General features: G+C 67.1%; 12 protein-coding genes. 3 read left to right on the top strand and 9 right to left on the bottom strand.

Annotated elements, in window-relative coordinates; translation table 11 throughout:
- Positions 1-136: 136 nt before the first annotated feature.
- Positions 137-1,834 carry a fumarate hydratase gene (locus AC1D1G_RS14080; protein ID WP_005239073.1) on the top strand — a complete coding sequence of 566 codons (1,698 nt, stop codon included), beginning with the start codon at positions 137-139 and terminating at the stop codon, positions 1,832-1,834.
- Between the two features lie 60 nt (positions 1,835-1,894).
- On the opposite strand, the gene AC1D1G_RS14085 is transcribed toward AC1D1G_RS14080, so the two are convergent.
- Entirely contained in the window at positions 1,895-2,563 is a 669-nt protein-coding gene (locus tag AC1D1G_RS14085) for a L,D-transpeptidase family protein (protein WP_477952554.1), read from the bottom strand.
- Positions 2,564-2,616: 53 nt separating this feature from the next.
- Positions 2,617-3,426 (bottom strand): class I SAM-dependent methyltransferase, encoded by an 810-nt coding sequence (locus tag AC1D1G_RS14090; RefSeq protein ID WP_477952556.1) that lies wholly within the window; start codon positions 3,424-3,426, stop codon positions 2,617-2,619.
- Positions 3,427-3,557: 131 nt separating this feature from the next.
- Between AC1D1G_RS14090 and AC1D1G_RS14095 the strand changes: the two genes are divergently transcribed.
- Positions 3,558-4,952: an acyl-CoA dehydrogenase family protein gene (locus AC1D1G_RS14095; RefSeq protein WP_317568051.1), complete on the top strand. Its 1,395-nt coding sequence runs from the start codon at positions 3,558-3,560 to the stop codon at positions 4,950-4,952.
- A 13-nt stretch (positions 4,953-4,965) separates the two neighbouring features.
- Here the strand turns inward: AC1D1G_RS14095 and AC1D1G_RS14100 are convergent, their stop codons facing one another.
- The 7 genes from AC1D1G_RS14100 to AC1D1G_RS14130 form a co-directional block, all read right to left on the bottom strand.
- Positions 4,966-5,316: a hypothetical protein gene (locus tag AC1D1G_RS14100; protein WP_280781571.1), complete on the bottom strand. Its 351-nt coding sequence runs from the start codon at positions 5,314-5,316 to the stop codon at positions 4,966-4,968.
- 25 nt (positions 5,317-5,341) lie between these two features.
- A complete protein-coding gene (locus AC1D1G_RS14105) occupies positions 5,342-5,911 on the bottom strand; it encodes a mismatch-specific DNA-glycosylase (protein ID WP_280781570.1) in 570 nt (189 codons plus the stop codon).
- A complete protein-coding gene (locus tag AC1D1G_RS14110; RefSeq protein ID WP_283331330.1) occupies positions 5,908-6,897 on the bottom strand; it encodes an SDR family NAD(P)-dependent oxidoreductase in 990 nt (329 codons plus the stop codon). Before AC1D1G_RS14110 ends, AC1D1G_RS14105 begins: the two co-directional genes overlap by 4 nt.
- 6 nt (positions 6,898-6,903) lie before the next feature.
- Positions 6,904-8,832 (bottom strand): molecular chaperone HtpG, encoded by a 1,929-nt coding sequence (gene htpG, locus AC1D1G_RS14115; protein WP_477952559.1) that lies wholly within the window; start codon positions 8,830-8,832, stop codon positions 6,904-6,906.
- A gap of 151 nt (positions 8,833-8,983) precedes the next feature.
- Positions 8,984-9,196: a DUF4287 domain-containing protein gene (locus AC1D1G_RS14120; RefSeq protein WP_087556750.1), complete on the bottom strand. Its 213-nt coding sequence runs from the start codon at positions 9,194-9,196 to the stop codon at positions 8,984-8,986.
- 66 nt (positions 9,197-9,262) lie between these two features.
- Positions 9,263-9,637, bottom strand: coding sequence for a type II toxin-antitoxin system death-on-curing family toxin (locus AC1D1G_RS14125; RefSeq protein ID WP_317568054.1), 375 nt, complete (start codon positions 9,635-9,637; stop codon positions 9,263-9,265).
- On the bottom strand, positions 9,634-9,837 hold the full coding sequence (locus AC1D1G_RS14130; protein WP_095867225.1) for a CopG family transcriptional regulator: 204 nt from the start codon (positions 9,835-9,837) through the stop codon (positions 9,634-9,636). Before AC1D1G_RS14130 ends, AC1D1G_RS14125 begins: the two co-directional genes overlap by 4 nt.
- 174 nt (positions 9,838-10,011) lie before the next feature.
- Here AC1D1G_RS14130 and AC1D1G_RS14135 point away from each other — a divergent pair, with 174 nt between their 5' ends.
- A complete protein-coding gene (locus tag AC1D1G_RS14135; RefSeq protein ID WP_283352429.1) occupies positions 10,012-11,667 on the top strand; it encodes an alkaline phosphatase D family protein in 1,656 nt (551 codons plus the stop codon).
- The last annotated feature ends 18 nt before the right edge of the window (positions 11,668-11,685 follow it).

Below are 11,685 nucleotides of genomic sequence, written 5' to 3' on the forward strand. Positions count from 1 at the left end.
TGTACGGATTCGTCTGTGAAACCTCTGTGAGCCACGCCACTGCGCAGGTCGAAGCATGCCCCCGCGTCACAGGGCCGCCGGAGCCCGCGTCTAGCCTGGATACGAACTTCACACAACCCGCTGTCCAGGAGATAGAATGGCCGACTTCCTCTACGAGGACTTGCTGCCCATCGGTGAGGACCCCACCGAATATCGGCTGCTGACCACCGAGGGGGTGTCGACCGTCGAAGGACCCGACGGCCGCACCTTCCTGTCCGTCGAGCCCGAGGCGCTGCGCCTGCTCACCGAGACCGCACTCCACGACATCTCGCACTACCTGCGCAGCGACCATCTGACGCAGCTCGCGAGCATCCTCGACGACCCCGAGGCATCGGGCAACGACAAGTTCGTGGCACTGGATCTGCTCAAGAACGCCAACATCTCCGCGGCCGGCGTGCTGCCGATGTGCCAGGACACCGGCACCGCGATCGTCATGGGCAAGCGCGGCCAGCACGTCCTCACCCCCGGCGACGACGAGAAGGCCATCGCCCGGGGCGTCTACGATGCCTACACCCGGCTCAACCTGCGGTACTCGCAGAACGCGCCGATCACGATGTGGGACGAGAAGAACACCGGAAGCAACCTCCCCGCCCAGATCGAGCTCTACGCCGACACAGCGACCGGCCACGAGAACGCCTACAAGTTCCTGTACATGGCCAAGGGCGGCGGCAGCGCCAACAAGTCCTACCTGTTCCAGGAGACCAAGGCGATCCTGAACCCGGACGGCATGATGCGGTTCCTCGAGGAGAAGATCCGCGCCCTCGGCACCGCAGCCTGCCCGCCGTACCACCTCGCGATCGTCGTCGGCGGCACGTCCGCGGAGTTCGCGCTCAAGACGGCCAAGTACGCGTCCGCGCACTACCTCGACGAACTCCCCAACGAGGGAGCGATCACGGGCCGCGGCTTCCGCGACCTGGAACTCGAGGAGAAGGTGCTCGAGCTGACCCGTCAGATCGGCATCGGCGCACAGTTCGGCGGCAAGTACTTCTGCCACGACGTCCGCGTCATCCGCCTGCCCCGCCACGGCGCGTCACTGCCCGTCGCTCTCGCCGTGTCCTGCTCGGCGGACCGCCAGGCCAAGGCGAAGATCACCCCCGAGGGCGTCTTCCTCGAGCAGCTCGAATTCAACCCCGGCCGGTTCCTCCCTGAGGTCACCGACGCCCAACTCGACGCCGAGACCGACGGCGTCTCCGGCACCGGCAAGGGCGCCGCCGTGAAGATCGACCTCACCAAGCCGATGCCGGAGATCCTCGCCGAGCTGTCCAAGCACCCGGTGAAGACACGGCTGTCACTGACCGGCCCGCTCGTCGTCGCACGCGACATCGCCCACGCCAAGATCAAGGAACGGCTCGACGCCGGCGAGGACATGCCGCAGTACCTCAAGGACCACCCGGTGTACTACGCCGGTCCGGCCAAGACCCCCGACGGCATGGCGTCCGGTTCCTTCGGACCCACCACCGCCGGTCGCATGGACTCCTACGTGGAGCAGTTCCAGGCCGCGGGCGGCTCGATGGTGATGCTCGCGAAGGGCAACCGCTCCAAGCAGGTCACCGACGCGTGCAAGTCGTACGGCGGCTTCTACCTCGGGTCCATCGGCGGTCCCGCGGCGCGTCTCGCCCTCGACTGCATCAAGAAGGTCGAGATCGTCGAGTACGAAGAACTCGGCATGGAAGCGGTCTGGAAGATCGAGGTCGAGGACTTCCCCGCGTTCATCGTGGTCGACGACAAGGGCGAGGACTTCTTCGCCGGTGTCTCCACCCCCACCCTCACCATCGGCAAGCGTCCCGGCCTGTAGGCGGCTCCGCCGCCCGTGCGCCTTTTTGGTAGCTGGAGCAACCAGAAAGGCGCACGGGCGCTACGCGCCTACGGCGATCTCGATGACCGGATTCTTCGCGGGGTCGAGCCGGCCGAGGAGTGAGGTCAGCGTGTCGCGGTCGATGGCGACGCACCCTTCGGTGGTGGTGCCGTCCGTGACGTGCAGGAACATCGCCGAACCCAGGCCGGGAATGCGGGCGGCGTTGTAGCCGATCGCGACCGCGTAGTCGTACAGCGGTCCAGCCGCGTAGAGGTTCTCGCTGTTCCCACCGGGGCTCGCGTCCTGACGGACGTGCGTGTTGTAGGTCGGCGAGAGCGGATTCGCATCCCACCAGTCACGTCGATCGGACTGGAAGTACGGCATCGCCGTCTCAGGTGCGGGCTGCCGGCCGAATGCCTGCGACAGCGGGAAGACACCGGCAGGCGTGCGGGTGGAGAATTCGTTCGCCGCGCCGATTCCTTCCGCGCCGACGTCGGCGGGGACGGGGCCCGCGAACACCTGCCACGTGCCGTCCGCATTCCGTTCCCAGGCGGTCAGTTCGGCGACCACTGCCCCCGCGGACGGGGCGTAGACGGTGATCACCTGGTCCGAGCCGCCGGAGAAGACTGCTCGGTCCGGTGCCGCGGAGGCGCCGGGTACGAGCATTAGCCCGATCAGAGCCACCATCAGTCCCGCCAACCACAGTCGACCCACCCGTAACGTCGTCATGGGGCGAGTGTTCCATCCTCGGGCACTCGTCGCGAGATTTTCCCCCCGCGCTGCTACACGCGGCAGAGGATCTCGCTGTGCAGGAGCGCGAACCAGCCGCCGTCCTCCCGCACCCACGAACGCCAGCCCGCCGCGATGCGTTCCAGGTCCGCCTCGCTGGCGAGCCCCAGTTCGAGCGCCCGGTCCGCGTAGTTCGACTGCACCGAGCGATCGGCCCAGGATCCTCCCCACCATTCGCGGTCCTCGTCGGAGGAGAAACACCACGTGCTCGCGGTGTTCACGACGTCGCCAAGACCCGCCCCATGTGCCCAGGCCCGCAGGCGTCGACCGGCGTCCGGTTCACCACCGTTCGCCCGAGCGATCTTCTTGTAGAGCGTCAGCCATTCGTCGAGTTCCGGTGTCGCCGGAAACCACGTGAAGGTGCCGTAGTCCGCGTCGCGGGCGGCGACGATCCCACCGGGCTTGCACACTCGCTTCATCTCGCGCAGTGCCTGCACCGGGTCACCGACGTGTTGCAGGACCTGATGCGCGTGCACGATGTCGAAGCTGTCGTCGGGAAAGTCGAGGGCGTGGACATCCGACACCACGGTCAAGACGTTCGGGACTCCCCGCTTCGCGAACTCGTTCCGGGCGAGGGACAGCGCCTCGTCGTTCATCTCGACGGCGGTGACGACTCCGGGTGCGACGAGTCCGGCGAGGTCGGCGGTGATCGTGCCCGGCCCACACCCGACGTCGAGCAAGGTCATGCCTGCGCGCAGGTGCGGGAGCAGATAACCGGCGGAGTTCTCGGCGGTGCGCCACCGATGGTTACGCAGCACCGATTCGTCGTGACCGTGGGTGTAGACCGTCTCGTCGCCGTTCATGTCTTCGACGCTAGCAATGTCGACCAGATAATGGGATAGTGCTCTCACCCTTCAAGATATCGTGAATTCCGGTAGCGGCGAGTCGTGAGTGTTACGTTGTTGCACACCAACGCGGCAACCGAGGGACTGCCATGACTTTCAGCCTCGCTCTCACACCGGCGCAGAAAGACCTCGTCGAGCGGACGCACGCCTTCGCGGAGAATGTCATCCGGCCGGTGGCGGCCGAGCACGACCGCGCGCAGGAGTTCCCCTGGGACGTTCTCGAGAAGGCCGCGCAAGAGGGCTTCTACAGTCCGCTGTTCTACCGCGACCTCATCGGCGACCCGACCGGGCTGTCCCTCCCGCTGTTCATGGAGGAGTTGTTCTGGGGTTGCGCCGGAATCGGGCTGGCCGTCGTGATGCCCGCGCTGGCGCTGTCGTCGATCGGGCAGGCCGCCACGCCGGAGCAGATGCTGCGGTGGGCACCGGAATGCTTCGGCGAGCCCGGCAACCTGAAACTCGCCGCACTGTGTATCTCGGAACCCGAGGGCGGCAGCGACGTCCGCAATCTGCGGACCACCGCGACGCGCGACGGCGACGAGTGGGTGATCGAGGGCCACAAGATGTGGATCGGCAATGGGGGCATCGCCGACGTGCACGTCGTGAACGCGACCGTCGATCCGGATCTGGGCCATCGCGGGCAGGCGCTCTTCGTGATCCCCGGAGGAAGCCCGGGTATCGAACTCGTCCGCAAGCTCGACAAGCTGGGCTGCCGCGCGTCGCACACGGCGGAGCTGAAATTCCATCAGGTGCGGGTCCCCTCCGACCATCTGCTCGGCGGCGACGACAAGCTGCAAAACCGCATGCGGAAGGCCCGTGAGGTGCAGGAGGAGGTGGCCACCGGCGCGCCCCGGCGGAAGTCGGCCACCCTCGGCACGTTCGAGCAGACACGCCCCATGGTCGCCGCTCAGGCGCTGGGCATCGCCCGCGCCGCGCTCGAATACGCCACCGAGTACGCGAACCGCCGCGAGGCGTTCGGCGGCCCGATCATCGACAACCAGGGCATCGCGTTTCCGCTGGCCGACCTCGCAACCCAGATCGACGCCGCGCGACTGCTCACGTGGCGGGCGTCGTGGATGGCGGCGGCGGGCGTGGAGTTCCGCCACGGCGAGGGCTCGATGGCGAAACTCGCGGCGTCGGAGGTCGCGGTGAAGACCACGGAACGCGCACTGCAGACGATGGGCGGGTGGGGATACATCAGCGACCACCCCGTCGAGAAGTGGTACCGGGACGCCAAGCTGTACACCATCTTCGAGGGCACCAGCGAGATTCAGCGGATGGTGATCGGGCGCGCACTCGGCGCCGCGGACGGGGCCCCGCCCCTCCACTTCGATCAGCCGACCGAGGGATCCGCCTTCAACCGGCGGTTCGGCAGGGGCACGTCCGTGCGCACGAAGGCGGGCGAGTTCGCGATGTCGATGAAAGACCGGATGCCCGACTCCGCGCAGCGACTGGCGATGAAAATCCTTGCCCCGCCGAAGAAGTGATACCCGCCCGAGATCAGGTCCAGAGGGCGGCCACCAAGACGGTGACGATGCCGAGCCCACCGGTCACGTGGACCAGGTTCGGGTTCTCCTGCCCCTTCTTCTGCTTGCCCCGGACGATCTCGGCGAGCGCGACCACCACCAGTGAGAGCAGAAGCTTCACGCCGATCTTGACGTGGTTGTAGTCCTTGTCCAGCACTGCCTCCCCGAGCCCGACCAGGATCAGTCCCGTCACGAACTGGAGCCGCGCACCCCACACCATCACCTCGGAGATCCGCGGCGCTCCGAGCACCGCGAAATAACCGCCGACGAGGGCAGCCATGCCGAGCAGGTGGCAGACGAGGAAGAGGTTGTAGACGACGGTCATCTCCGCAGCCTAGCGATCTGCCCGGTCAACCGGAGACGATTCCCGCCTCGATCGCCGCCTCCCGGTACGACGCGGCCAGCGTGGCGACTGTTTCGTGAGCGTTGAGCCCGCTGGGATTGGGCACCAGCCACAACTCCACGCCCTCGAGATCGCGGGGTTGCCTACCCTTCTTCGCGGCACGCTCCCCGAAAGCCGTGCGATAGGCGGTGATTCCGGCGACGGCGACCACCCGGGGAGCGGTGTCGCGGACCACCGCGCGCAGGCGCTCGGCGCCGACGGCCAGTTCCTCACCAGACAACTCGTCCGCCTTCGCCGTGGCCCGCGGGGCCAGGTTGGTGATGCCGACGCCCCGCCCGATCAGGTGATCGCGATCCGCGTCCGACATCCCGGCCGTCGGATCGATCGGACGCTCGATGATTCCGGCGGCCAGCAGGGCCGGATAGAAGCGGTTGCCCGGGCGTGCGAAATGCGCCCCGGTCGCGGCCGTCCACAGTCCCGGGTTGATGCCGACGAACAGCAGACGGCAGCCCGGTCCGATGAGGTCCGGAACCTCCGCGTCGCGGAACGACTCCAACTCCGCACGCGTAAAGCTCACAGCCGGCCCGCCTCCGCTAATCCCGCGACGGTGTCGGCCAGGGTTTCCGCCGAATCGCGGTACTTCACACCCAGTTCGCTCTCGCTCGGCCGGTCGTCGGTGTCCGGCATCCGCGTGTAGTACTCCATCGCGGCCTCCGAGATCGGGGTGTCGATAGGGACGAACCGGTCGACGGCGTCGACCAGCCTGCCCACCAGGCGCAACGCGGCGTCCGGAATCGGGAACACCCCCATCCACTTGCCGGTGATCACGCCCAGCATCTCGGCGATCCCCGCGATCGGAATCCGGGGACCACCGAGCATGTACCGGCGGGCCCCGCCTCCCGGCTCGAGGAGCGCTGCGTGCGCGCTCGCCACCTCCCGGACGTCGACCATCGTCCACGCGGCGCCCCGCCCGGGCAGACCCCGCAGGTGGACGGCGGCCTCGACCGCCTGGGCGGCCTCACCGAACTGGGTCCCCGCCGGCGGGCCGACGATCATGCCCGGATAGGTGATCGCGATCGGTGCGCCGTCGGCCTGAAGGTCGCGGGCGTACTGCTCCACACGTGCCTTGCTCCGGCCGTACGCGTCGGGTGGCCCGCACACCGGCAGTTCGGGAGTGAGCAGCCGGGCCCCCGGCTGGAACAGCGCGGCGATACTCGAGACGTAGACGATCGGATCGAGGCCCAGCTCGACCGCGGTTCCCAGCACGTTCTGCGCACCTGCCAGGTTGGTCTGCAGCATCTCCTCCGCCCGTCGCGGGTCGACCGCGACCACGGCCGCGGCGTGGATGACGGCGTCGCAGCCGTCGAGCGCGCGGCGCACGGACTCGGCGTCCGTGATGTCACCGACCACGTGATCGGACGTGTCGAGTCCGAGTGCCGCGGCACTGGTCACGAGGCGAGCAGGATCCCGCACGAGGAAGCGCACCCGGTGACCGGCGTCCACCGCCGCCTTCGCGCTCCACGCCCCGACGAACCCTGTTCCCCCCGTGACCAATACCAGCAAGGTGAACTACACCGTCCTGGCGAGACGGTTGGCRAGCATGGTGGTGAACCGGGCCGGATCCTCGAGTTCGCCGCCTTCGGCCAGCAACGYCATCCCGTAGAGGAGCTCCGCGGTCTCCCCCAGCGCCGGATCCTCGTTGCGTTCGCCGTGCGCCTCCCGCAGCCCGGTGACGAGCGGGTGGGTCGGGTTCAGCTCGAGGATGCGCTTCGTGACGGGGACGGGCTGCCCGGATGCCCGGTACATCCGCTCCAGTGCCGGCGACATACTGAACGCATCGCCGACGATGCAGGCCGGGGACGTGGTCAGCCGCGTCGACAGTCGCACCTCCTTGACCTGCTCGCTCAGGGCGTCGGCCATCCAGGAGAGCAGGCCGGCGAAGTCCTTCTCCTGCTCCTCCCGCTCCGACTCGTGCGCCTTCTTGTCTTCCTCGGTGTCGAGATCGACCTCGCCCTTGGCGATCGACTGGAACGACTTGCCGTCGAATTCCGGCACGGCGCCGACCCACATCTCGTCCACGGGATCGGTGAGCAGCAGCACCTCGAAGCCCTTCGCGCGGAAGGCCTCCATGTGCGGTGAGCTCTCGAGCAGTTGCCGGGATTCGCCGGTCGCGTAGAAGATCTGCTCCTGACCGTCCTTCATCCGTGCCACGTAGTCTTCGAGCGAGGTCAGCTCCTCCTCGCTGTGGGTGGACGCGAACGACGAGATTCCCAGCAGCACATCCCGATTGTCGGTGTCCGACATCAGGCCTTCCTTGACCGCGCGGCCGAACTCCGCCCAGAACGTGCGGTAGTCGTCGGGCCGCCCGGCCTTGAGGTCCTTGATCGTGGTGAGGACCTTCTTGGTGAGCCTGCGCCGGATGGCACGAATCTGGCGGTCCTGCTGAAGGATCTCACGAGACACGTTGAGGGACAGGTCCTGAGCGTCGACCACACCCTTGACGAAGCGGAGGTACTCCGGCATCAGCTGGTCGCAGTCGTCCATGATGAAGACGCGCTTGACGTACAGCTGCACACCCGTCTTCCCGTCCCGCATGAACAGGTCGAACGGGGCGTGGGACGGGATGAACAGCAGTGCCTGGAACTCGAACGTGCCCTCCGCCTTCATCGGGATGACCTCGAGCGGATCGTCCCAGGCGTGGGCGATGTGCTTGTAGAACTCCTTGTACTCGTCCTCGGAGACGTCGTCCTTCGAGCGCGCCCACAGCGCCTTCATCGAGTTGATCGTCTCGGACGTCGTGGTGACCTCGTCCTCGCCGTCACCCTCCGCGGGAACCGTGTGCTCGACGTTCATCCGGATCGGCCACGCGATGAAGTCGGAGTAGCGCTTGACGAGTTCCTTGATCTTCCGTTCCGACGTGTAGTCGTGCAGGTGATCCTCGGCGTCCTCGGGCTTGAGGTGCAGGGTGACGGAACTGCCTTGCGGGGCGTCGTCGACCGCCTCGATCGTGTAGGTGGCCTCGCCGCTCGACTCCCAGCGCGTGGCCTCGCTCTCGCCGGCCTTCCGCGTCAGCAGCGTCACCTTGTCGGCGACCATGAACGTCGAGTAGAAGCCGATGCCGAACTGTCCGATCAGTTCCTCGGAGGCGGCGGCGTCCTTCGCTTCCTTCAACTTGCGGCGCAGGTCTGCGGTGCCGGACTTGGCCAGCGTGCCGATGAGGTCGACGACCTCGTCGTGCGACATGCCGATGCCGTTGTCGCGGACGGTCAGCGTGCGCTGCTCCGCGTCCACCTCGATCTCGATGTGCAGATCCGACGTGTCGACGTGGAGCTCCTTGTTGCGGAAGGCTTCGAGCCGCAACTTGTCCAGCGCATCCGACGCGTTGGAGATGAGCTCCCGCAGGAACGAGTCCTTGTTGGAGTACACCGAGTGGATCATGAGGTCCAGGAGCTGGCGGGTCTCCGCCTGGAACTCCAGTTGTTCGATTTTCGTGCTCACTTCGATTCCCTTCGACAGCAGAACCCTCGACACCAGATTCGTCGTCGGAATGATAGCCCGCGGCCGAATACCGGATTCATCGCGGCGAGAGGTCCGGATATAGCTGCGCCAGGGCGGCGAGGACCTCCGGCGCCGACCTGGACCGAGACCGTCAGCCGGCGGCGTCCTCCTTCAGGGTGTGCGCGACCAGCGCGTTGGCGTGGCCGTGACCGAGGCCGTGCTCGGACTTCAGCCAGCTCACCAACTCCATGTGCTTGGTCAGCTCGGACGACCGGATGAGCGTCTGCCATTCACTGATCGGCCGACCGTACTTCTCCTCGATCGACGGGAAATAGGACGCGGGGCCCTTCACTGGTTCAGCCATGCGCGACAGGCTAGCCGAACCCTCCGACACATACTGTCCGACAAGCATCTTCGGATGTAGCGACACTCAGACGGGACGCGCCCAATCGGCGAGCTGCCGCGACACCTCCCGGTACCCCCGCTCCCCGCTCGAGACAGCGATGACCAAGTCGTACGCCGGATCTTCGGGAGCATCCAGGTCGTAACCGTTCAGTCCATAGAACACGTGAACCGCCAGCCAGGACAGCCCCTTGTTCCCGTCGACTAGCGCATGGTTCCTGGTCAGGGACTCGAGCAGAACGGCAGCCTTGTCGTGAATCGACGGGTACGCCTCCTCGCCGAGCAATGACGCCTGCGGACGATGAGCCGCCGAGTCGAGCAGTCCGAGGTCCCGGACGGACGCAACGCCGAGATCCTCAGCCAGCGCGAGCAAGTCCTCGAGAGTCAGGTAGTCGATCGTCACTGAGCGAGGCGGTCCAGCAAAGTGGCATACCGGTCGCGGCCGCGACGGGACAGCGCGCGAACCCGCTCGTCATGGGTGTGTCGGGCAGCAGCCTCCACGATCGCGCGGACGGTCGCCTCTTGTTTGCTGACACCTTGAGCGTCGGCGAGAAGCGTGAGCGCGCGCTCCTGCTCCTCGGTCAGTCGCAATGTCATGGCCATGTACCAATGATACCAAAGTGGTACCAGCTGACGGCACCTCCCGGCGAATCACCACGAGCCGCCGCGAACCGCACGACTCTTTCGCGACGGAAGCCTTCTCGGGTTTGCTCGGGGATCCGTAGGCTGAGCGTATGTATCCGTCACGCGCGAAGAGAATTCCGGCAGGGTGACGTCATGGCGGAGCTGATTCTGGGGCCACTGCTGAGACATGTCGGCACGTGCGACGCGACGGTGTGGGTCGAGACGTCGGAGGCGTGCACCGTCCGGGTCCTCGGCCACGAGGAACGCACGTGGAACGTGTCGGGTCACCACTATGCGCTCGTCGTCGTGGAGGGTCTGGAGCCCGGGTCGACCACCCCGTACGAGGTGACGCTCGACGGCCGCCCGGTGTGGCCGTTGCCGAGTGCCGTCCCGTCGATGATCCGCACGCTCCGGAAGGACGACGACACGCTGGTTCTCACGTTCGGGTCGTGCCGGTTCGCCACGATGTCCACGACGGAGGGCAACCGGCACCTCGGCGCCGACGCCCTGGACGCGTATGCGGTGCGGATGGCCGAACAGTCCCCGGACCAGTGGCCCGACGCCCTGCTGCTGCTCGGGGATCAGGTGTACGCCGACGAACTCTCCCCCGAGACCGAGGCCCGGGTCGCCGAGATCCACGACGTGAACGAGCCACCGGGGCCGCAGGTGCGCAATTTCGAGGAGTACACCTGGCTCTACGCCGAATCGTGGACGGACCCTCAGGTGCGCTGGCTGATGTCCACCGTGCCGACGTCGATGATCTTCGACGATCATGACGTCCGGGACGACTGGAACACTTCGGAATCCTGGCGCGACGAACTCGAGGCCACGTCGTGGTGGGAGGAGCGCATCGTCGGCGCGTTGTCCTCGTACTGGGTGTACCAGCACCTCGGGAACCTGGCGCCGAGCCACCTAGCCGAAAACGAACTGTATCAACGGGTTCGGAAGCACGGTGGCGACGTCGAGCCGATGCTCCGCGAATTCGCGTCTGCCGCCGACGARGAAGCGGACGGGGCCAAGGGCACGCAATGGTCGTATCGCCGGGACCTCGGGGTCGCGCGGCTGCTCGTCATCGACTCGCGGTGCGGGCGTGTCCTCTCCGGCGGTCGCCGCGAGATGGTGTCCGACCCCGAATTCTCCTGGATCGAACGTCAGACCGAGGGCGACTACGACCACCTGCTCGTCGGGACGTCTCTGCCGTGGTTGCTGCCCCGCGCCCTTCACGACCTGGAGTCCTGGGACGAACGGCTCGCCGCCGGGTCCCGCGGCCCGCGGGTGGCGGCCGTGGCGGAGAAGATCCGGCGGGGGGCGGACCTCGAGCACTGGGCGGCGTTCCGTGACTCGTTCGACCGGTTGGCCCGCCTCTTCGCCGAGGTCGGCGCGGGCCGCAAGGCCGGGCCGGCCGGGCGGGCGCCGTCCACCATCTCGGTGCTGTCCGGGGACGTCCACCACGCCTACGTCGCGCAGGCGCACTACGCCGAGAAGCTGCAGTCACTGGTGTATCAGCTGACGTGCTCTCCCCTGCACAACTACGTTCCGGCCGCCATGAAAGTGGCATTCCGGATCTCGTGGCGGCGCGCCACCGAGCGGACCGTGCGTTTCATCCTCGGCCGGGTGTCGCGAGTGCCACCCGTACCCATCCACTGGTCGAAGGTCGCCGGACCGTTCTTCGGCGATCAGGTCGCGACGCTCCACCTGAACGGACGGACCGCCCGCCTCGTGATGGAACAGGCACGCAACGACCGCGACGGCACGCCGCGGTTCAAGACCATGACCGACCTCGAGTTGACGACGGGAAACGACTACTGACGCTGCTCGGCCGCCGCC

The organism is Rhodococcus sp. P3_B8 (assembly GCF_056402775.1).

What these genes read in the sequence shown, in the direction of transcription:
- AC1D1G_RS14080 (WP_005239073.1), top strand. Translation starts at nt 137, where the DNA reads ATGGCCGACTTCCTCTACGAGGACTTGCTGCCCATCGGTGAGGACCCC.
- AC1D1G_RS14085 (WP_477952554.1), bottom strand. Translation starts at nt 2,563, where the DNA reads ATGACGACGTTACGGGTGGGTCGACTGTGGTTGGCGGGACTGATGGTG.
- AC1D1G_RS14090 (WP_477952556.1), bottom strand. Translation starts at nt 3,426, where the DNA reads ATGAACGGCGACGAGACGGTCTACACCCACGGTCACGACGAATCGGTG.
- AC1D1G_RS14095 (WP_317568051.1), top strand. Translation starts at nt 3,558, where the DNA reads ATGACTTTCAGCCTCGCTCTCACACCGGCGCAGAAAGACCTCGTCGAG.
- AC1D1G_RS14100 (WP_280781571.1), bottom strand. Translation starts at nt 5,316, where the DNA reads ATGACCGTCGTCTACAACCTCTTCCTCGTCTGCCACCTGCTCGGCATG.
- AC1D1G_RS14120 (WP_087556750.1), bottom strand. Translation starts at nt 9,196, where the DNA reads ATGGCTGAACCAGTGAAGGGCCCCGCGTCCTATTTCCCGTCGATCGAG.
- AC1D1G_RS14130 (WP_095867225.1), bottom strand. Translation starts at nt 9,837, where the DNA reads ATGGCCATGACATTGCGACTGACCGAGGAGCAGGAGCGCGCGCTCACG.